This window comes from Streptomyces sp. NPDC028289 (assembly GCF_055565975.1).
The window spans coordinates 581,756-601,003 of record NZ_JBVHTI010000001.1 but is presented as its reverse complement, the minus strand read 5'-3'; the positions used below and the strand labels follow the sequence as shown (position 1 = coordinate 601,003).

Below are 19,248 nucleotides of genomic sequence, written 5' to 3'. Positions count from 1 at the left end.
CCCACGCGGCGGAGCCGCACATTGATACAGCCCCGCGCCCCTGGCGGGGCGCTATTGCTAGGAACCTTCTGCCGAGGTCAGGCCCTGGACGCGGCCCAGGATCGAGATCTTTCCGGTGCCCGCCGGGTCCAGTGCGACCTGGTTGGAGACGAACTGCATCGTCAGCGACTGCTTGATCTCGCCCTTGGTGAGGGCTTTGACGCTGAGGTTCGGCGTCGGCACGGAGGCACCCGCGGCCGCCGTCTCCTTGGCGTAGTAGCGGGTGGTGAAGAACACCACCGCCCCGCCGTCGGTGGTGCGCAGCGCGAGCGGTGCGTAGTCGCCGGCGGTGAGCGGCTCGTCGATGTACTGCGTGGCCAGGCCCGGCTTGGTGGACTTCTTGCGGTCGGCGCGCCAGCCGCTGGTGTGCACGCCGTCCGCGAACACGGTGCCGCCGCTCTTCAGGTACGTGGCGTAGTCCCGGCTCAGGTCGCCCGGGGCGACGGCGAGTCGGTCGCTGTTCGCCGGTACGTCCTCGGCCCAGCCGTCCTTGTCGGTGGTGAACTTCGGTACGTCGTCCGGCGCGACCAGCGTCAGGTACGCCACCTGGAACGGCTGGGAGAGGCTGTTGCGGGTGAAGACCAGCAGCCAGCGCTCGTCGCCGCCCTTGTTGCCGTGCGCGTCGGCGACGAACCAGCGGGGCCAGCCGGCCTTCTTCGGGATGGTGTACGTGACGTCGTCGAACTCCAGCGCCGAGTGGGCGGAGTTGCCGGCCGGGCTGTTGACGTGGCCGGCCTTCAGGCGCGCGGAGTCGATGTCGGCGAGGGCGCCGGTCGTGTAGTCCGCGTCCAGGGAGCCGTCGTAGGCCTTGTCGGCCTTGTTGTAGGCGTCCGTGAACTGCCGGAGCGCCTTGGCGGCCTCGGCGCGGGTGGTGCTGGGAAGCACCTCGCGCTCCCCGTGCACCACCACGCAACCGCTCGCCGTCAGCGACATGGCGGTCAGCGCGACCGCTATGAGCGCGTTCCGATCACGCCTGCGGAGCCTGCGGAGCCGTCGAGGGCCGCGACCCCTGGTCGTCAGGTGCGTCATCAGGTGCCTTCACCTTCCCCTTCCCGGAGCCGAACCCTACCGGGGCGAAGAAGAGTACGAGTGTCGGGACCAGGTAGAGCAGCCACACCGTGACCTGGAGCACGGTCGGGTCGGGCTGGAAGTTGAACACGCCCTTCAGCAGCGTCCCGTACCAGCTGTCCGGCGGGATGGTGCCGCTGATGTCGAAGGCCTGGTCGGTCAGGCCCGGGATCCAGTCGGCCTCCTGGAGGTCGTGGAAGCCGTACGCCAGCACGCCCGCCGCGACCACCACCAGCATGCCGCCGGTCCAGGTGAAGAACCTGGCGAGGTTGATGCGCAGCGCGCCCCGGTAGAACAGCCAGCCCAGGAAGACCGCGGTGGCCAGGCCGAGCGCCACGCCGACCAGCGGGCGCGGGGTGCCGTCGCTCGCCGCGTGCACGGACGCCCACACGAACAGCGCGGTCTCGAGGCCCTCCCGGCCGACGGCGAGGAAGGCGGTGGCGACCAGCGCACCCGTACCCATCGCGAGGGCCGCGTCCAGCTTGCCGTGCAGTTCCTTCTTGAGGTGCCGGGCGGTGCGCCGCATCCAGAACACCATCCAGGTCACCAGGCCCACCGCGATGACGGACAGGGACCCGCCGAGCGCCTCCTGCGCCTGGAACGTCAGCTCCTGGGAGCCGAATTCGAGCGCGCACCCGAAGCCCATGGCGATCAGCACCGCCACCGCGATGCCGGTCCAGATCGGCTTCAGGGCGTCCGTGCGCCCGGTCTTGACCAGGTAGGCGATGAGGATGCAGACGACGAGCGAGGCCTCGAGCCCTTCCCGCAGTCCGATCAGGTAGTTGGAGAACACGGCTCACGCCCCCTCGGCGGACTCGGCGGACTCGGCGGAATCGGCGGTCCTGGCGGATTCGGAGAACAGCGTCCGGCCCCACCAGTCGTCCTTGTCCCGGACGCCGGGCGGGACCGCGAAGACCGCCGAACCCACGTGCTGGATGTACTCGTTGAGCGCGTCGGACGCCGACAGCTTGCGCTGGAGCGGGATGAACCCCTTGCCGACGTCACGCATGTAGGCCAGGAAGAACAGCCCGGCGTCGAGCCGTCCGAGCCCGTCCGTCCCGTCGGTGAAGGAGTAGCCCCGGCGCAGGATGGTGATCCCGCCGTTGGAGTCCGGGTGCGCGAGCCGCACATGGGCGTCGGGCTTCATGGCCTTCAGGAACGGCTCGTCGTGCTCCTTCGCCTTGCCGACCGGGGCGCCCTCGCCCTTGTCGCGCCCGAAGACGTCCTCCTGTTCCTGGAGCGAGGTCCGGTCCCAGGTCTCGATGTTCATGCGGATCCGCCGGGCGACGAGGTACGACCCTCCGGTCATCCAGTCGGTCCCGTCCCCTTCTGCCACCCACACGAACTTCTTCAGCCGGTCGGTCTCGGTCCCCGCGATGTTGCGGGTGCCGTCCTTGAACCCCATGAGGTTGCGGGGGGTCTGGGCGTCCGGGGTGGTGGACGAGGTCTTCCCGAAGCCGAGCTGGGACCAGCGGACGGCGACCTTGCCGAAGCCGATCCGGGCGAGGTTGCGGATGGCGTGCACGGCGACCTGCGGATCGTCGGCACAGGCCTGGATGCAGAGATCGCCCCCGGTACGGGACGCGTCGAGGTTGTCCCCGGGGAACTTCGGCAGATCGACGAGCGCGGCGGGCCGTCGGCGGTTCAGGCCGAACCGCTCGAAGAAGGACGGCCCGAAGCCGATCGTCAGCGTCAGCCGGGACGGCTGGAGCCCGAGGGCCTCGCCGGTGTCGTCCGGGGGTGCCTCGGCGAGTCCGCCGTACGCGCCCTCGCCGACGGCCTTGCCCGCGGTCATCCGCCGGGCCGCGGCCGTCCAGTCCTTCAGCAGCTGCACGAACTCGGCCCGGTCGTCGGTCTTCACGTCGAACGCGGCGAAGTGCAGCCGGTCCTGGACGGGGGTGGCGATACCGGCCTGGTTGGCGCCGTGGAACGGGACGGCGGTGGTGGTGGCGTCGGTGCTGTCGTCGCCGCCGGACTCGGCCGCGGCCACCGCGCCCCCGGCCACGGCGGCGCCGAGCGCGAGCCCGGCCCCGCCCCAGCCGATGAGCGCGCGACGCGTCGGATTGGTCTTGTCACTCATGCCCGGCCCCTTACTTGACCACGGCCGCGGCGAGCTTGGACAGCGGCTCCGCGAGGGCGTTGACCGCGTCGGACAGCTCCTTGCGCTGCGGCTCGGTGACCGTGTCGTACGAGACGTAGCCGTCGGAGGTCTTGTCCGTGCGGTACTTGCCGAGCAGCGCGTCCAGCGCGGCGAACTGCTTGTCGAGTTCGGTGGCGAGCGGCGCGTCGTTCTTCTGCGCGACCGGCTTGAGCAGCTCGTACGCCTTCTGCGCGCCTTCGACGTTGGCCTTGAAGTCGCTCAGGTCGGTGTGCGAGTAGCGGTCCTCCTCGCCGGTGACCTTGCCGGTGGCGACCTCGTCGAGGAGCTCCTTGGCGCCGTTGGCCATGGAGGTCGGGGTGATCTCGGCCTTGCCGACCCGCTTCTGCCAGTCCTTCAGGTCCGTGACCAGCTCGGCCGCGAGGGTCTTCTGCTCGGCGCCGGTCTTCTTGTCCTGCCACAGCGCCTTCTCCAGCGCGTGCCAGCCGGTCCACTTCTGGCCCTTCTCCAGGCCGTCGGCGCGGGTGTCGGTCTTGGGGTCGATGTCCCCGAACGACTCGGCGATCGGCTCGGTGCGCTCCCAGCCGACGCGGGAGGGGGCGTAGGCCTTCTTGGCGGCTTCCAGGTCGCCGGCCGCGATGGCGTCGGCGAACGCCTGCACCTTCGGGATCGTCGCGTCGGCCTGCTCCTGCGCGTACTCGCGGTAGGCGGCGACGGCCGCGTCCAGCTTCGGGTCGCGCTTGGCGACCGTGCCGCCGGTGACGGTCAGCTTCTGCCGGACGCCGTGCCCCTTCATCCCGGGCCGGCAGGCTATCTCGTACGATCCCGCCTTCACCTCGGCGGTCAGCGTGTACTTGGTCCCCGGGCCGATGTTCTCCTTCTCGGAGACGATCCGGTCGTCGGGGAAGAGGATCTCGACCTCGGTGGCCTTGGACCCCGTGTTCTCGATGGCGAGCGTGACGTGCCCCGCCGGAACCGACTTCGTCGACGTCTCGCACTTGGAGTCGGCGGCGGTGACCTGGATCGCGTCGTCGCCCTTGGCGTCGCTCTTCGCCGTGCAGGCCGAGAGAGCGGTCAAGGCGGCCACGGTGGCGGCGGCGGTGACGGTGAGTCGGACGGCACGCATGCAGGCTCCAAGCGGGATGGTGTGGTGAGGCTGGCCTAACTTACCTGAGGCTTACCTCACTCATACCCGGGCGGTGGTGATTGACCCGACACAGAAAGATCACAGACACGGCTTGATGTCGATGGCTCAAAGCAGACGCCAAGAAACAGTAAAGGGATGGTCAAGGGTCCGGTGAATGCTTCAATGCCGCTGTGACTGATTACGACGTGCTGCGTGTCTTCTGCGCGGCGAACGGCGGATACGGCAACGAACTGGGGGTCGTTCGGGACGGCTCCGTGCTGCCCGACCGGGAGGACCGGCAGGCGCTCGCGGCGAAGCTCGGGTTCAGCGAGACCGTGTTCGTGGACGACCCCGAGCGCGGGGTCGTCGACATCTACACCCCCACCCTGCGCCTGCCGTTCGCCGGGCACCCCTGCGTCGGCACGGCCTGGCTGCTGGACGTGCCCGAACTCGTCACCCCGGCCGGTGTGGTCGGCGCCCGGCTGGACGGGGAGTTCAGCTGGATCGAGGCGCTCCCGGAGTGGGCCCCGCCGCGCACCCTGCGCCAGTACGCCAAGGCCGCCGAGGTCGACGCCCTGCCGGTGCCGCCGCCGGGGGAGTGGGTCTACGCCTGGGCCTGGGAGGACGAGTCGGCCGGACGGGTCCGCGCCCGCGCCTTCCCCGGCCGGAACGACGGCATCGACGAGGACGAGGCGACCGGGGCGGCCGCCCTCCTGCTCACCGCGCAGCTGGGCCGGGCCCTGAACATCACCCAGGGCCGGGGTTCGCAGATCCTGACCGCGCCGCAGCCGTACGGCTGGGTGGAGATCGGCGGGCGGGTCTTCCTGGAGGGCCCGGAGAAGCAGCCGGGAATCAGCCGGTGACCGACTTGTCCGCGCGCCCGCGCCGCAGGTAGTACCAGGTCATGTTGGACGACAGACCCGTCAGCAGCACCCAGACCACGCCGATCAGCCAGCTGCCCTGGACGAAGGAGACGACGGCGGCGACGACCGAGAGGACGCAGACGGCCAGGGCGTACAGGGCGAGGCGGGGCATAGGGGTCGCTTTCTCATGACGAGGGGGACACTGCTGGCATCCACCAGTGTCCCCCATCCGCTCAGACGTCCGTGACGCGGAGCCCGGCGTGTGCCTTGTAGCGGCGGTTGACCGAGATCAGGTTCGCGACCAGGGACTCCACCTGGTGGGCGTTGCGCAGCCGGCCCGCGAAGACCCCGCGCATCCCGGGGATCCGCCCGGCCAGCGCCTGCACGGTCTCGACATCGGCCCGTACCTCGCCGAGCACCATCACGTCGGTGTCGATCTCCTCGATCTCCGGGTCCTGGAGCAGCACGGCCGAGAGGTGATGGAAGGCGGCCGTGACCCGCGATTCCGGCAGCAGCGCCGCGGCCTGCTCCGCCGCGCTGCCCTCCTCCGGCTTGAGCGCGTAGGCGCCCTTCTTGTCGAAGCCGAGCGGGTTGACGCAGTCCACGACGATCTTGCCGGCCAGTTCCTCGCGCAGTGACTCCAGCGTCTTGCCGTGCCCGTCCCACGGAACGGCGACGATCACGAGGTCGCTGCGGCGCGCGCACTCGGCGTTGTCGGCGCCCTCGACACCGTGCCCGAGCTCGTCGGCGGCGGCCTGCGCACGCTCGGCGGCCCGCGAGCCGATGATCACCTTCTGGCCGGCGCGGGCCAGCCGGTAGGCGAGGCCCTTGCCCTGCGGGCCGGTGCCGCCGAGCACCCCCACGACCAGACCGGAGACGTCGGGCAGGTCCCAGGGATCCTTGGCGGGGGCCTTCTCGGCCGCCGGCTGCTGTGCACTGTCGGTAGAGGTCATGGGCCGACTCTACGTCCGGGCCGACGGCCGCACCCGGTCAGGTGAGGCGGTTCACGGGCACCCGGCGGAACGTGATCGTCGTGTACGCGCTGAAGTCGCCGGTCTCGTACAGCAGTCCGACGGTGGCCGCGTCGATCCGGGTCAGGTCGGAGTAGGCGGCGGGCAGCCCGTCGACCGTGTACGCGGCCCGCCAGGTGGTGCCGCCGTCCGTGGAGGCGCGGATCGTCATCAGGGCGCGGGCCGCCGGATCGCCCGGCCCGGAGTACAGCAGCACGTCGGGATCGCGGAGTTGGAGCACGCTGGCCTGGCAGACGGGCGCGCTGAGCCCGGCCTGCGGCCGGAAGGGCTTCACGAGGGTGCGCCCGCCGTCCGCCGAGTGTGCGTCGGCCCTGTTCCCCGGCGCCGGGGAATCGTTGCGCGTGTTGAAGTAGACGCGCCCGTCGGGCAGTTCGGCGGCGGTGGTCTCGTTGACGTTGATGTACCCGTCGGTGTTCTCGTCGAGGTAGCCGAGGTACCAGGTCGCCCCGTGGTCGTCGCTGAGCAGGCAGTGCCCGCTGTTGTACCTGCCCTCGGTGCCGTTGTCCGTACCGGTCGGCGGCAGGGTGTGGTTGGCGGCCACGACGACCCGTCCCGAACGCAACTGGACGGCGTGCCCGGGCGTGGTGGCGTACCACCGCCACCCGGCCTTCTTCACGGACTTGGTGATCTCGACCGGGGCGGACCAGGTCACCCCGTCGTCGTCACTGTGCTGCACCCACACCCGCCGCCCGTCGGCGTCGGACACCTGCCCGCGCAGGATGGCGTCCTCGGTGGCGGAGGCGGCGCTGCGGACGTGCACGAGCAGGACGCGGCCGGTGTCGAGCACGACGGGCGCCGGGTTCCCGGCGAGGTCGGTCCCGTTGCTCGCGGCGACCTGGAGCGGTCCCCAGGTACGCCCGCCGTCCGCGGACCTCTTCAGCACCACGTCGATGTGCCCGTGGTCGGCGGCGGAGTCGACTCTCCCCTCGCAGAAGGCGAGCACGGTGCCCGCCCGGGAGACCACCACCGCCGGGATCCGGAAACTGGCGTAGCCCTCCGTGCCCGCGCGAAAGGGAATGCTTGCTTCTGCGTCGCTCATGGGCCGCCTTCTCCCCGGGTCGGGCGAACTCGCGGTGAACTCCGCGTCACGAGTGTCCGATTGCGGCAGTATGCGGAGGCATGGACGCCGTACGGGTCGCGTTGTTGCGTGAAGTGCTCGCCGGGACAGAGTGGTTGACCGCGACACGGAGATTCGCGGGCGCGCTGCGGGGCTCGGTGGTGACCCACGGCGGCGGACTGCTCCTGCTCGGCACCCCGGAGTACGAGCCGTGGCATCTCGCCGCGCACCTCGTCGACGAGGCGGCGTGGTCCGGTACGCCGGAACTGGCGCCGACCCTCGTACGGTACGACGCCCGTCCCACCGACCCGGCGCACCTCGCGGTGGGCCCCGGCCGCGTCGAGGCGGCCCGCCGGGGCGAGACCCTGCTCGTGGTGGCGCCGGGTGACGCCGAGCCCCTGCTGGAGCGGGTCCACACGGCCCGCCGCGCCGGCGTGACGGTCCTGACCCTCTCCACCACCACCGACGACGCGCTGACCGCCATGGCCCACGAGACCCTCGCCGTCCCCGAGGCCGCGGAACTGGACCTGGACACGGTCCAGCACCTCGTCAGCGCGGCAGCCGGCGAGAACGGCCCCTCCCCACGGGGGCGCCGCCGCTTCAGGGACCGTCTGGCCCGCCTGGCGGAGACGGTGACGGCTCCGCCCCCGACCCCGTGGTGAGACCTCGGCTGCGGGCGCGTAGTGGTTGCTCGCGCAGTTCCCCGCGCCCCTTCAGGGCGCGTTGGTGAAGCGCCCCTTCAGGGGCGCGGGGAACTGCGCGACCAGCCCCCACCGGGCCGCACCCGGGCGAAAAGTGTTTGCTGCCGCCGAGCGCAGCGTTCAGCATGGCCCACCGTGAGCCTCCTCCCCGACCTAGCCCCCTGGAAGGCCTCCGTCGACTTCCGGCGGCTGTGGGTCTCCGGTCTGATCAGCAACTTCGGGAGCTTCCTGACGTTCGTCGCGCTCCCGGTGCAGATCAAGGACCTCACCGGTTCCGCGGCCGCCGTAGGCGCCATCGGCGCTGTCGAACTGCTCCCGCTCATCCTCTTCGGCCTCTACGGCGGCGCCCTCGCCGACGCCCTCGACAAGCGCGCCCTCATCGTCCGGACCGAGGCCGCTCAGGGCCTGCTCAGTGCCGGCCTGCTGGTCAACGCCCTGCTGCCGCACCCGGCGGTATGGCCGCTGTACGCGGTCGCGGCCCTGTCCTCCGCCCTCGTCTCGGTCCAGCGCCCCGCCCTCGACTCCCTGCTGCCGAGGATCGTCGCCCACGACGACCTCCCGGCCGCGGCGGCCCTCAACTCCTTCCGCTGGACGGTCGGCGGCGTCGCGGGCCCCGCCGTCGCCGGCCTGGTCGTGGCGTACGCGGGCCTCGGCTGGGCGTACGGCGCGGACCTCGTCACGTTCCTCGTCTCGGTCGTGCTCATCCTCCCCATCGCCCCGTCGCCCGCCTCCCACGAGGCCGCCAGGCCCTCCCTCCGCTCCGTCGCCGAGGGCGCCCGCTACGCCTGGAGCCGCAAGGAACTCCTCGGCACCTACGCGGTCGACCTCGCGGCGATGTTCCTGGCGATGCCGCTCGCCGTGCTGCCCTTCCTCGCCGACGAGTTGGACGCGGACTGGTCGCTCGGCCTGATGTACGCGAGCATCCCGGCCGGTTCGCTCCTCGTGAGCCTGGTCAGCGGCTGGACCTCACGGGTGCGCCGGCACGGGCGGATGGTGGTGCTGTCGGCCGCGCTGTGGGGCCTCGCGATCGCCGCCGCCGGCGCCGTGACGAACGTATGGCTGGTCCTGCTTCTCCTCGCCGTCGCCGGCGGCTGCGACATGGTCAGCGGGATTTTCCGGGCCGCGATGTGGAACCAGACGATCCCCGACGAGCTGCGCGGCCGCCTCGCCGGGATCGAACTGCTGTCGTACTCCGTGGGCCCCACCCTCGGCCAGGTCCGCTCCGGCGGCATGGCCGGATGGCTGGGTGTACGGGCGTCCGTCGGCGCGGGCGGCCTGCTCTGCACCGGCGCGGTCGGCCTGCTGGCCCTGTGCCTGCCCGCCCTGATGTCGTACGACGAACAGACCAACGAGCACGCCGTACGCCTGCGCGCCCGACGCACCGCCGAGGCCGCGACCGAAGCCGCGGCCGGTCCCACCCAGCCCTCCTGATCAGCCCTCGTCCGAAGGGTCCCCGGCGGGCGCGTCGTGCCACCGCGGATCGTTCTCCCACTGGAGGTTGCGCTCCCGCGCGATCTCCATCGCGTGCTCGGCCTCCCCACGGGTGGCGTAAGGCCCGAACCGGTCCTTGGCGGGACACTCGGGCCCCTCCTCGACCTTCTGATGCTGCAGGCAGTAGTACCACTCGCCCGGCTTCGCAACGGTCCGCTTCTTGAACAGGGCCATGACCGGCTCCTTTCGCCATCCACATGTTCCCCCATGCCCGCTGGTTAGACTCGCTGGCATGTCTGGCCAGTCGCTGCTCGTACCAGGGGAGCTCTCTCCCACCCGTTCGGTACCCGGAAACATCCGCCGCCCCGAGTACGTCGGCAAACCCGCGCCGACCCCGTACACCGGGCCCGAGGTGCAGACCCCGGAGACCATCGAGGCGATGCGGATCGCCGGTCGCATCGCCGCGCAGGCGATGGAGGAGGCCGCGAAGATCATCGCGCCGGGTGTGACGACGGACGAACTCGACAGGGTGGCGCACGCGTACATGTGCGACCACGGCGCCTACCCGTCCACGCTCGGCTACCGCGGCTTCCCCAAGTCCCTGTGCACCAGCGTCAACGAGGTCATCTGCCACGGCATTCCGGACTCGACGGTGCTCCAGGACGGTGACATCGTCAACCTGGACGTGACCGCGTACATCGGCGGGGTGCACGGCGACAACAACGCCACCTACCTGGTCGGGGACGTCGACGAGGAGAGCCGGCTGCTGGTGGAGCGGACCCGGGAGTCCCTGAACCGGGCGATCAAGGCGGTCCGGCCCGGTAGGCAGATCAACATCATCGGCCGGGTCATCGAGTCGTACGCCAAGCGCTTCGGCTACGGCGTGGTCCGTGACTTCACCGGCCACGGCATCAGCTCGTCGTTCCACTCCGGGCTGATCATCCCGCACTACGACAGCCCGCACGCGACGACGGTGATGCACCCGGGGATGACCTTCACGATCGAGCCGATGCTGACGCTCGGGACGTACGAGTACGACATGTGGGACGACGGCTGGACCGTCGTCACCAAGGACCGCAGGCGCACCGCGCAGTTCGAGCACACGCTGGTGGTGACGGACACCGGCGCGGAGATCCTGACCCTGCCGTAGCCCACCGACGTCGGGCCCGCCTTCCCCTCGGAGGGCGGGCCTTTTTCCGGTACGCTTTTACCGACAGGGTGTCGGTAACCTTACCGACGAAGCGTCGGCAAGAGCATTGACTTAGGTAAGCCTTACCTTAGAGGATGTTGCCCATGGACTCCTTCTCGACACTCATCCGCACCGCGTCCCACGAGCGGCACGTGGAGGCGGAGACCTCGACGTTCATGAGCGACCTGCTGGGCGGCCGGCTCGGCGTGGAGGCGTACGCCCGCTACACCGAGCAGCTGTGGTTCGTGTACGACGCGCTGGAGGGCGCGGCCGGGCGGCTGGCGTCGGACCCGGTGGCCGGGCCGTTCGTGCGGCCCGAGCTGTTCCGGCTGGCCGCGCTGGAGCGGGACCTGGCGCACCTGCGCGGGGCCGGATGGCGGACCGGGCTCACGGCGCTGCCGGCGACGGAGGAGTACGCGGCGCGGGTGCGGGAGTGCGCCGAGCGCTGGCCCGCCGGCTACGTCGCCCACCACTACACCCGCTACCTCGGCGACCTCTCCGGCGGCCAGATCATCCGCGACAGGGCCGAGCGGACCTGGGGTTTCGAGCGCAAGGGGGACGGCGTCCGGTTCTACGTCTTCGAGGACATCGCCAACCCGGCCGCCTTCAAGCGGGGTTACCGCGAGCTGCTGGACGCGGTGGACACCGACGACCTGGAGAAGCAGCGCGTCGTCGCCGAGTGCAGGCGGGCGTTCGCCCTGAACACGGCGGTGTTCCGGGAGCTGGGCGAGGAGTTCCCGATGTCCGCGTGAGAGTCAGCCGGCGGCCGAGCAGAACTCGTCCGTCCCCTGCCAGAACCGGTAGAGCTGCTGACCGCAGTACTGGTCGAGGTCTCCGACGCCCAGGTGGCGCAGCAGCGCGTCGATCACGTCGAAGAACGCGGTGTTGATCGACGGCACCCACAGCAGCGCGAACACGAAGAGCAGGCCGAACGGGGCGAACGGCTCCACCTGCCGCTTGATGCCGTACGACAGCCAGGGCTCGATCACGCCGTAGCCGTCCAGGCCCGGCACCGGCAGGAAGTTCAGGATCGCCGCCGTGACCTGGAGCAGGGCGAGGAAGGCGAGGGCGAAACGGAAGTCGCGCGGGACGCCGTCCAGGGCGTCCAGCCAGAAGGGGGCGGTGCAGACGGCCGCGAACAGGACGTTCGTCAGCGGACCGGCGGCGGAGATGAGGCTGTGCCGCCAGCGGCCCCGGATCCGGCTGCGCTCGATGAAGACCGCGCCGCCCGGCAGACCGATCCCGCCCATGATCACGAACAGCACCGGGAGCACGATGCTCAGCAGGGCGTGCGTGTACTTCAGGGGGTTCAGGGTCAGGTAGCCCTTCGCGCCCACCGTGATGTCGCCGCCGTGCAGGGCGGTGCGCGCGTGCGCGTACTCGTGCAGGCAGAGCGAGACGATCCAGGCCGCCGTCACGAACAGGAACACGGCGACCCCGGGCTGCTCGGCGAACCCGGACCAGGTGGCCCACCCGGTGACCGCGGTGACGGCGAGGATCCCGACGAACACGGGAGAGATCCGCCGGTCACTGGGGCGGGTGGTGGTGGCGGTCATGGCGGGGGGCTCCCGGGGCGCGTCGGTGGAGGTGGCGTGCGGGGTAGACCGTACAGGTGACGTAGGAAGAACGTCATGCGGAGGCCCACGGGTTCCTGCTACTCGTTACTCTGGAATCGACTGGACCGGGAGGTGCCGTGAGTATTACCGACAATTGGGTGGCGGATGCGTTCGAGGCCATTGAGTTGCCCAGGCGGATGCGGCTCCGCCTGACGAGGAACGGACTCACCGTGGTACCTGTCACGCAGGCACATGTGACGACTCAGATGCGCATCTTCAGCCAGATCGATTCCGGGCTGCCCGGGTGGATGCCGATCGGCGAGTTCAAGGTTCTGCCCGCTCGCGAGGGATACAAGCCCGAACCCGATGCTTCCGCGGTACCCGACGGACAGTGGAACGCCGGCAGCAGCGAGTTCGACGAAGGCTCGCTGCCGTTTGTCGTGGAGATCGTCTCGCCGGAGAGCAAGAACCGCGACTACAACACCAAGCCGGATCACTACGCCCTGCGCGGTATCCCGGCGTACCTCATCGTCGACGTGCTCTCCGCGACCTGGACGCTCCTGACCCAGCCGGAAGACGGCACCTATCAGTGCACGCAGTCCGGCCCCTTCGGCAAGGAGATCGCCATCCCCGTCGCCGACCGGACCCTCACCCTCGACTCCTCGCAGTTCATGCGCATCTGAAACCCACAGGCGGCGTCCGGGCGTCCCCAGGGACAATGGACCCCGTGCGCTACGCGATCCTCGGCACCACCCAGGCACTCCGCCCCGACGGCACGGCCGTCCCCGTGGGCGGGGCACGGCTGCGTGCCCTGCTGACCGTGCTGGCGCTGCGGCCCGGCCGCGCGGTGCCCGCCGGGCTGCTCGTCGACGAGGTGTGGGGCGACGAGCCGCCGGCCGACGCAGGCGGCGCGCTCCAGGCGCTGGTCGGCCGGCTGCGGCGGGCGCTCGGCGCGGACGCGATCGACTCCACCGACGGCGGCTACCGGCTGGCCGCCGCCCCCGACGACATCGACCTGCACCGCTTCGAGCGGCTCACCGGCGAAGGGCTGCGCGCCCTCGCCGACGGCGACCCCGCCAAGGCGGCCGCCGTCCTCGACGACGCCCTCGCCCTGTGGCACGGCCCGGCCCTGGCCGACCTGCCCGACCGCACCGCCGAGGCGGCCCGCGTCGACGTCCGCCGCCTGGACGCCCTGCGCGCCCGCCACACCGCCGCCCTCGCCCTCGGCCAGGCCGAGCAGTCGCTGCCCGAGCTGACCGCCCTGTGCGACGCGCACCCCCTCGACGAACCCCTCCAGGCGCTGCGCCTGCGCGCCCTGCACAGCACCGGCCGCACCGCCGAGGCGCTGGCCGCCTACGACGCCGTACGCCACCTCCTCGCCGACCGCCTCGGCTCCGACCCCGGGCCCGAACTGCGCGCCCTGCACGCCGAGTTCCTGGACCCGGCACCCATGGCTCAGGCGCCGGCCCGGCCCGGCAACCTGCGTGCCCGGCTCACCTCCTTCGTCGGGCGCGAGGCCGACATCGAGGCCATCCGGGGCGACCTCGCCGCCGCCCGGCTCGTCACCCTGCTCGGGCCCGGCGGGGCCGGCAAGACCCGGCTCTCGCAGGAGGCCGCCGAGACCCTGAAACACGCCCCGGACGGCGTCTGGCTGGCCGAGCTGGCCCCCGTCGACGACCCGGCCGACGTTCCCGAGGCCGTGCTCAGCGCGCTCGGCGCCCGCCAGGCCGTGCTGTACGGCGGCGGCGCCGAGACCATGCGGGCCGCCACCGACCGGCACGACGACCCGGTCGAGCGGCTCGTCGACCACTGCGCCCGGCGCCGGATGGTGCTCGTCCTCGACAACTGCGAGCACGTCGTCGACGCGGCGGCCGACCTGGCGGCCCGGCTCCTGGAGCGCTGCCCGGACCTGACGATCCTGGCCACCAGCCGCGAACCCCTCGGCGTGCCGGGGGAGTTGCTGCGTCCGGTGGAGCCGCTGCCCGAGCCGGTGGCGCTGCGGCTGCTCGCCGAGCGGGGCGCCGCGGCCCGCCCCGGCTTCACGGTCGACGCCGACGACGAGACCGCGGCGGCCTGCGCCGAGATCTGCCGCCGCCTGGACGGACTGCCCCTCGCCATCGAACTGGCCGCCGCCCGCCTGCGGATGCTGACCCCGCGCCAGATAGCCGACCGGCTGGACGACCGCTTCCGGCTCCTCACCTCCGGCAGCCGCACCGTGCTGCCCCGCCAGCAGACCCTGCGCGCGGTCGTCGACTGGTCCTGGGACCTGCTCGACGCCGGCGAGCGCGACGTCCTCGGCCGCCTCTCCCTCTTCGCGGGCGGCTGCGACCTGGCCGCCGCCGAGGCCGTCTGCGGCCCCGCCGCCCTCGACGCGCTCGGCACCCTGGTCGACAAGTCCCTGGTCGTGGCGGCCCCTTCGGGCGAGGCCGAGGGCGGCGGGATGCGCTACCGGCTCCTGGAGACCGTCGCCGAGTACGCCGCCGAGCGCCTGGACGAGAGCGGCGAGCGCACCGCCGCCGAGCGCGCCCACCTGACGTACTACCGCGAACTCGCCCGCACCAACGAACCGTTGCTGCGCGGCGCCGGCCAGCGGGCCGCCATCGCGCGGCTCCAGCTGGAGTACGAGAACCTGCGCACCGCGCTGCGGCACGCCGTCGCCCTGCGGGACGAGCACGAGGCGCTCTGCCTGCTCCACTCGCTGTTCTGGTACTGGCAGATGCACGACCAGCGGATCGAGACCCGCACCTGGTGCGCCGAGGTCATAGCCTTCGGCCCCGACCCGTTCGCCGCGCCGCTGCGCCGGGCCGAACCGGTGTGGCAGCGCTGCACCGACACCCCGCCGCCGTACACCGGGGAGGTCCTCGCCGAGGCCCGGCGCGGCCTGCACCTGGCCCATCTGGCCTGCATGGACACCGAGCTGGAGGTCTGGCAGACGCCCGAGGCCCAGGCGAAGCTGCGCGCCGTCACCGAGGTCTACGAGCCCGGCATGCCGCAGACCTGCCGGGCGCCGGGCATGTTCTGGTTCTTCGCCGTGATGCTGACCGGCGGCATGGACCGGCTGCGCGAGATCCTCGACGCCGCCGTCCGCACCTGCCGCGAGACACCGGGCTACGAGTGGGAGCTGGCCGGGAGCCTCGCCATGCGCGCCAACCTGCTCGCCAACCGCGCCGCCTGGGCGGGCGACGCCACCCGGGACGCCGACGAGGCGCTGGGGATCTTCCGGCGCCTCGGGGACGACTGGGGCACCGCCGAGGCCTTCTCCGGGCGTGCCGAGGCCCGGGAGCGCCGAGGCGAGTACCTGGCGGCGGCCGCCGACTACGAGGCCGCCATCGAGCGGGTCGGCCGGCTCGGCGCCCGCGCCCAGGCTGCCGTGCTGCACGCCCGCCTCGGCAGCGTGCTGATCGAGTCGGGCCAGACCGAGCGCGGGGAACGGCTGCTGCGCCAGGTCATCGCCGACAACGAGGGCGTGAACAACGAGTCGATGCCCGCGGCCCGGCTCTTCCTCACCACCTGGCTCCTGCTGAGCGGCAGCATCGCCGAGGCCCGCGAGCAACTCCGGTTGCTGCGCTCCGAGTTCAAGATCTCCCACTTCGTCGTCTTCGACGCCCTGATCCTCACCCAGGAGGCCTGGGTGGACGCCCTCGACGACCTGCACGCGGAGGCGCTGGCCAAGCTGCGGGACGCGGTGCGGCTCGCAGCCGACCCGCTGAGCGAGGCCATCACCCCGCACCTGACCTCCCTGTGCCTGACCGTTGCGGCGGTCGCCCTGGCCGGCCTCGACGGGGGCGCACGGGCCCTGGACGCCGCCCGCTGCCTGGGCGCCGCCGACGCCCTGCTGCCGCCCGGCCACCTCCAGGTCGGCCTGGAGCGCACGTCACGCGACCGGTCGGAGGTCCGGGTCCGCGCCGCCCTCGCCGACGACCCTGCCTACGAGTCGGCGTACGCCGAGGGCGGTGGCCTCTCCCGCGCGGAGGCCACCGCCCTGCTCTGACGTCGTCTTCCGTGGGGACTTCCCGGTGGACGTCAGCTCTTCGTCCGGAACTTGTAGATCGCGTACGGTGCCGCCACCGCCGTGATCCCCACCGACCAGGCCAGCGTGATCCACAGGTCGTGGGCGACCGGGCCGCCGACCATCAGTCCGCGCGCCGCGTCGGCGAGCGTGGACAGCGGGTTGTAGTCGGTGAAGGCCTGCAGCCAGCCCGGCATCGACTTCGTCGGCGCGAAGATCGACGAGCCGAACTGCAGCGGGAACAGCACCAGGAACCCCATGGCCTGCACGGACTGGGCGTTCTTCAGGATCACGCCCAGGGTGAGGAACACCCACATGATCGAGGAGGCGAAGACCGCGGACAGGCCCACGGCGGCGAACAGTCCGGCCCAGTGGTTGATGTGGAACCCGACCAGCACGGCGACGATCATCAGCACGGCGGTGGCGAACAGCATCCGCACCAGTTCCACCGAGATCTTCGCGAACAGCACCGAGCCGCGCCCGATCGGCAGCGACCGGAACCGGTCCATCACACCGGAGTTGAAGTCCTGGCTGAACCCGGTGCCGACACCCTGCGAGAGCGTCATGCTCATCATCGCGATCATGCCCGGGATGACGTACTGGACGTATCCGTCCTGACCGCCGCCGAGCGCCTGCCCGATCGAGCCGCCGAAGACGTACACGAACAGCAGCGTGAAGACGACCGGCATCAGCAGCGCGTCGAACATCGACTCCGGGTCCTGCCTGATCCACAGCAGGTTGCGGCGGATCAGGGCCCCGGTGTGCCGCAGGTGCCCGCGCAGCGGGATCCGGACATCGGTGGGGGTTGCGGTCGTGGCGCTCATACGGCGACCTCCTGACGGTCGTCGGCGGTCTTGGCGTCCTGCGGGGCACTGGCGCGGTGGCCGGTGAGGGACAGGAACACCTCGTCCAGGCTGGGCAGTTCGGTGACGATGGAGCTGATCGTGATGCCGCGGGCGGTGACGGCGCCGACCACGGCGGTCAGCTGCTCGTCGCTGAGGATCGGCACCAGCAGCGTGCCGTTCTCGCCGTCCACGGTGGTACCGGCGAGCCCGGTGATGCCCAGCTCGTCGATCATGGCGGCGAGCGGCCGGACCTGCAGCGGGTCGACGGGCCGCACCCGCAGCGTCCGCCCGCCGACCTTCGCCTTCAGCTCCTCCACCTTGCCGCCGGCGATGACCTTCCCGCGGTCCACGACGGTCAGCTCGGAGGCGAGGTACTCGGCCTCCTCCATGTACTGGGTGGTCAGCAGCACGGTCACCCCGTCGCCGACCATGGCCTTGACCTCCTGCCACACCTCGTTGCGGGTGCGCGGGTCGAGTCCGGTGGTCGGCTCGTCCAGGAACAGCACCTGGGGGTGACCGATCATCGAGGCGGCGAGGTCGAGACGGCGGCGCATGCCACCGGAGTAGGTGCTCGCCGGGCGCTTGGCGGCCTCGGTCAGCGAGAACCGCTCCAGCAGCTCGTCGGCCCGGGCCCGCGCGTCCTTCCTCGGCAGGTCGAGCAGCCGCCCGATCATGTACAGGTTCTCCCAGCCCGGCAGCTTCTCGTCCACGGAGGCGTACTGCCCGGTCAGCCCGATCACCCGGCGCAGCTGGCGGGGCTGGCGCAGCACGTCGTAACCGGCGACGGTCGCCTCGCCCGCGTCGGGCTGCAGCAGCGTGGACAGGATCCGCACCAGGGTGGTCTTGCCGGCCCCGTTCGGCCCGAGCACACCCATCACGGTGCCCTGGCGGACGTCCAGATCAACTCCGTCGAGTGCCTTGGTGTCGCCGTAGTGCTTCACCAGCCCCCGTACGGACACGGCGTTGTTGTCGATTCGCGTCATGGGAAGTACGGTGCCAGGCCCCACCGACAAACCACCGACAGGCCGCCTACACGGACCGACAGTGCGCCTACAGCCCACCGATACACCGCCGATAGCTCGCCAACCTCTCGTGCGAGACGCGGGTCCGGCAACGCCCCGTAAGGGGCGCTGGGGGCACCCCCGGCCGAAGGCTGGGGGAGGAAATGCGTGACCAGCCACGACGGCGCGGCAGACGGCATCCGGCGCACCTCGCCGCAGAAAGCAGAAAGGGGACAGCCCGCCGACGGGGGAAGATCGGCGGGCTGTCCTTGGTGTTTCCGCAGTGGCTCTGGGCAGCGCCCCGAAGGGGAGCGCTCAGTGGACGGAGTGCTCCTCCAGCGGGAACGTCCCTCCGACGACGTCCTCGGCGTAGGCCCGGGCCGCGTTGCCCATGACCTCGCGCAGGTCCGCGTACTTCTTCACGAACTTAGGGACCCGGCCCGAGGTCAGGCCGAGCATGTCCGTCCAGACCAGGACCTGCGCGTCGGTCTCGGGACCGGCGCCGATGCCGACGGTCGGGATGTGCAGCACCCGGGTCACCTCGGCCGCGAGCTCCGCCGGGACCAGTTCGAGGACGACCGCGAACGCTCCCGCGTCCTGGACCGACTTGGCGTCGCGCAGCAGCTGCTGGGCCGCCTCCTCGCCGCGGCCCTGCACGCGGTAGCCCATCGCGTTGACGGACTGCGGGGTCAGGCCGATGTGCGCCATCACCGGGATGCCGGACTCGACGAGCAGCCGGATCTGTTCGTGCGACCGCTCGCCGCCCTCCAGCTTGACCGCGCCGACGCCCGCCTCCTTCACCAGCCGGGTCGCCGAGCGCAGCGCCTGTACCGGGCCCTCCTGGTAGGAGCCGAAGGGGAGGTCGCCGACGATCAGGGCACGCCGGGTGCCGCGGACCACGGCCGCCGAGAGCATCGTCATCTCGTCGAGGGTCACGGGGACCGTCGACTCGTAGCCGAGGTGACAGTTGCCGGCCGAGTCGCCGACCAGGAGTACCGGGATGCCGGACTCGTCGAAGACGGACGCGGTCATCGCGTCGTAGGCGGTGAGCATGGGCCACTTCTCGCCGCGTTCCTTGGCGAGGGCGATGTCGCGAACCGTGATGCGGCGGGTGCCCTTCCCCCCGTACAGCGTCCTGCTGCCGTCGGAGGGGCTGTTCTGCACAGTCTGGGCAGCCGAAAGCTGCGTCATGACAACGGCTCCTTCAGTCATCTCGAGGCACCCTGACGGTGTC

At 71.5% G+C, this 19,248-nt stretch carries 19 protein-coding genes; 7 read left to right on the top strand and 12 right to left on the bottom strand.

Annotation, left to right across the window (positions count from 1 at the left end; all coding sequences use genetic code 11):
• Nucleotides 1-57 precede the first annotated feature (57 nt).
• From ACZ4UV_RS02735 to efeO, 4 genes are read right to left on the bottom strand one after another with little or no spacing between them, the layout of a single operon-like run.
• Nucleotides 58-1,068 carry an SCO2278 family lipoprotein gene (locus tag ACZ4UV_RS02735; RefSeq protein ID WP_451020820.1) on the bottom strand — a complete coding sequence of 337 codons (1,011 nt, stop codon included), beginning with the start codon at nt 1,066-1,068 and terminating at the stop codon, nt 58-60.
• The gene (gene efeU, locus ACZ4UV_RS02730; protein ID WP_451020819.1) at nt 1,007-1,900 is read right to left on the bottom strand and encodes an iron uptake transporter permease EfeU; all 894 of its coding nucleotides are present in this window, start codon (nt 1,898-1,900) and stop codon (nt 1,007-1,009) included. Before efeU ends, ACZ4UV_RS02735 begins: the two co-directional genes overlap by 62 nt.
• A 3-nt stretch (nt 1,901-1,903) precedes the next feature.
• Complete coding sequence (gene efeB / locus ACZ4UV_RS02725; protein ID WP_467835503.1) at nt 1,904-3,187, bottom strand: iron uptake transporter deferrochelatase/peroxidase subunit; 1,284 nt, start codon at nt 3,185-3,187, stop codon at nt 1,904-1,906.
• A gap of 10 nt (nt 3,188-3,197) precedes the next feature.
• A complete protein-coding gene (gene efeO, locus ACZ4UV_RS02720; protein ID WP_451020817.1) occupies nt 3,198-4,331 on the bottom strand; it encodes an iron uptake system protein EfeO in 1,134 nt (377 codons plus the stop codon).
• Nucleotides 4,332-4,522: 191 nt separating this feature from the next.
• Between efeO and ACZ4UV_RS02715 the strand changes: the two genes are divergently transcribed.
• Entirely contained in the window at nt 4,523-5,194 is a 672-nt protein-coding gene (locus tag ACZ4UV_RS02715) for a PhzF family phenazine biosynthesis protein (protein WP_451020816.1), read from the top strand.
• On the opposite strand, the gene ACZ4UV_RS02710 is transcribed toward ACZ4UV_RS02715, so the two are convergent.
• The 3 genes from ACZ4UV_RS02710 to ACZ4UV_RS02700 form a co-directional block, all read right to left on the bottom strand.
• Nucleotides 5,184-5,366 (bottom strand): hypothetical protein, encoded by a 183-nt coding sequence (locus ACZ4UV_RS02710; protein WP_390037781.1) that lies wholly within the window; start codon nt 5,364-5,366, stop codon nt 5,184-5,186. The two genes, ACZ4UV_RS02715 and ACZ4UV_RS02710, sit on opposite strands and share 11 nt — an antisense overlap.
• A 61-nt stretch (nt 5,367-5,427) precedes the next feature.
• Nucleotides 5,428-6,147 carry an NADPH-dependent F420 reductase gene (gene npdG / locus ACZ4UV_RS02705; protein ID WP_390037783.1) on the bottom strand — a complete coding sequence of 240 codons (720 nt, stop codon included), beginning with the start codon at nt 6,145-6,147 and terminating at the stop codon, nt 5,428-5,430.
• A 37-nt stretch (nt 6,148-6,184) separates the two neighbouring features.
• Nucleotides 6,185-7,264: a sialidase family protein gene (locus ACZ4UV_RS02700; RefSeq protein WP_451020814.1), complete on the bottom strand. Its 1,080-nt coding sequence runs from the start codon at nt 7,262-7,264 to the stop codon at nt 6,185-6,187.
• Between the two features lie 80 nt (nt 7,265-7,344).
• Between ACZ4UV_RS02700 and ACZ4UV_RS02695 the strand changes: the two genes are divergently transcribed.
• Nucleotides 7,345-7,944 carry a hypothetical protein gene (locus tag ACZ4UV_RS02695; protein WP_451020813.1) on the top strand — a complete coding sequence of 200 codons (600 nt, stop codon included), beginning with the start codon at nt 7,345-7,347 and terminating at the stop codon, nt 7,942-7,944.
• 174 nt (nt 7,945-8,118) lie between these two features.
• Entirely contained in the window at nt 8,119-9,414 is a 1,296-nt protein-coding gene (locus ACZ4UV_RS02690; protein WP_451018907.1) for an MFS transporter, read from the top strand.
• Here ACZ4UV_RS02690 and ACZ4UV_RS02685 read toward each other — a convergent pair whose 3' ends face one another.
• The gene (locus ACZ4UV_RS02685; RefSeq protein WP_351491595.1) at nt 9,415-9,648 is read right to left on the bottom strand and encodes a hypothetical protein; all 234 of its coding nucleotides are present in this window, start codon (nt 9,646-9,648) and stop codon (nt 9,415-9,417) included. It lies immediately after the preceding gene.
• A 58-nt stretch (nt 9,649-9,706) separates the two neighbouring features.
• Between ACZ4UV_RS02685 and map the strand changes: the two genes are divergently transcribed.
• Nucleotides 9,707-10,564 carry a type I methionyl aminopeptidase gene (gene map, locus ACZ4UV_RS02680; protein WP_351491592.1) on the top strand — a complete coding sequence of 286 codons (858 nt, stop codon included), beginning with the start codon at nt 9,707-9,709 and terminating at the stop codon, nt 10,562-10,564.
• Between the two features lie 143 nt (nt 10,565-10,707).
• On the top strand, nt 10,708-11,355 hold the full coding sequence (locus ACZ4UV_RS02675; protein ID WP_467835496.1) for a biliverdin-producing heme oxygenase: 648 nt from the start codon (nt 10,708-10,710) through the stop codon (nt 11,353-11,355).
• A 3-nt stretch (nt 11,356-11,358) separates the two neighbouring features.
• Here the strand turns inward: ACZ4UV_RS02675 and ACZ4UV_RS02670 are convergent, their stop codons facing one another.
• Entirely contained in the window at nt 11,359-12,159 is an 801-nt protein-coding gene (locus ACZ4UV_RS02670) for a site-2 protease family protein (protein WP_451018909.1), read from the bottom strand.
• 137 nt (nt 12,160-12,296) lie between these two features.
• Here ACZ4UV_RS02670 and ACZ4UV_RS02665 point away from each other — a divergent pair, with 137 nt between their 5' ends.
• Nucleotides 12,297-12,842, top strand: coding sequence for a Uma2 family endonuclease (locus ACZ4UV_RS02665; RefSeq protein WP_451018910.1), 546 nt, complete (start codon nt 12,297-12,299; stop codon nt 12,840-12,842).
• Nucleotides 12,843-12,877: 35 nt separating this feature from the next.
• Nucleotides 12,878-16,150, top strand: coding sequence for an AfsR/SARP family transcriptional regulator (locus ACZ4UV_RS02660; RefSeq protein WP_451018911.1), 3,273 nt, complete (start codon nt 12,878-12,880; stop codon nt 16,148-16,150).
• 32 nt (nt 16,151-16,182) lie between these two features.
• Here ACZ4UV_RS02660 and ACZ4UV_RS02655 read toward each other — a convergent pair whose 3' ends face one another.
• From ACZ4UV_RS02655 to panB, 3 genes are all read right to left on the bottom strand, one after another.
• Entirely contained in the window at nt 16,183-16,992 is an 810-nt protein-coding gene (locus ACZ4UV_RS02655) for an ABC transporter permease (RefSeq protein ID WP_351491581.1), read from the bottom strand.
• A complete protein-coding gene (locus ACZ4UV_RS02650) occupies nt 16,989-17,996 on the bottom strand; it encodes an ATP-binding cassette domain-containing protein (RefSeq protein WP_351717558.1) in 1,008 nt (335 codons plus the stop codon). Before ACZ4UV_RS02650 ends, ACZ4UV_RS02655 begins: the two co-directional genes overlap by 4 nt.
• Nucleotides 17,997-18,329: 333 nt before the next feature.
• A complete protein-coding gene (gene panB / locus ACZ4UV_RS02645) occupies nt 18,330-19,205 on the bottom strand; it encodes a 3-methyl-2-oxobutanoate hydroxymethyltransferase (protein WP_390037798.1) in 876 nt (291 codons plus the stop codon).
• Nucleotides 19,206-19,248 lie beyond the last annotated feature (43 nt).

Bases quoted from the DNA above. Each gene is read 5' to 3' on its own strand.
- panB (WP_390037798.1), bottom strand. From the start codon at position 19,205: ATGACGCAGCTTTCGGCTGCCCAGACTGTGCAGAACAGCCCCTCCGAC.
- ACZ4UV_RS02695 (WP_451020813.1), top strand. From the start codon at position 7,345: ATGGACGCCGTACGGGTCGCGTTGTTGCGTGAAGTGCTCGCCGGGACA.
- ACZ4UV_RS02700 (WP_451020814.1), bottom strand. From the start codon at position 7,264: ATGAGCGACGCAGAAGCAAGCATTCCCTTTCGCGCGGGCACGGAGGGC.
- npdG (WP_390037783.1), bottom strand. From the start codon at position 6,147: ATGACCTCTACCGACAGTGCACAGCAGCCGGCGGCCGAGAAGGCCCCC.
- ACZ4UV_RS02670 (WP_451018909.1), bottom strand. From the start codon at position 12,159: ATGACCGCCACCACCACCCGCCCCAGTGACCGGCGGATCTCTCCCGTG.
- ACZ4UV_RS02685 (WP_351491595.1), bottom strand. From the start codon at position 9,648: ATGGCCCTGTTCAAGAAGCGGACCGTTGCGAAGCCGGGCGAGTGGTAC.
- ACZ4UV_RS02660 (WP_451018911.1), top strand. From the start codon at position 12,878: ATGGACCCCGTGCGCTACGCGATCCTCGGCACCACCCAGGCACTCCGC.
- ACZ4UV_RS02710 (WP_390037781.1), bottom strand. From the start codon at position 5,366: ATGCCCCGCCTCGCCCTGTACGCCCTGGCCGTCTGCGTCCTCTCGGTC.
- efeO (WP_451020817.1), bottom strand. From the start codon at position 4,331: ATGCGTGCCGTCCGACTCACCGTCACCGCCGCCGCCACCGTGGCCGCC.
- ACZ4UV_RS02735 (WP_451020820.1), bottom strand. From the start codon at position 1,068: ATGACGCACCTGACGACCAGGGGTCGCGGCCCTCGACGGCTCCGCAGG.
- ACZ4UV_RS02655 (WP_351491581.1), bottom strand. From the start codon at position 16,992: ATGAGCGCCACGACCGCAACCCCCACCGATGTCCGGATCCCGCTGCGC.
- ACZ4UV_RS02675 (WP_467835496.1), top strand. From the start codon at position 10,708: ATGGACTCCTTCTCGACACTCATCCGCACCGCGTCCCACGAGCGGCAC.
- ACZ4UV_RS02650 (WP_351717558.1), bottom strand. From the start codon at position 17,996: ATGACGCGAATCGACAACAACGCCGTGTCCGTACGGGGGCTGGTGAAG.
- efeB (WP_467835503.1), bottom strand. From the start codon at position 3,187: ATGAGTGACAAGACCAATCCGACGCGTCGCGCGCTCATCGGCTGGGGC.
- map (WP_351491592.1), top strand. From the start codon at position 9,707: ATGTCTGGCCAGTCGCTGCTCGTACCAGGGGAGCTCTCTCCCACCCGT.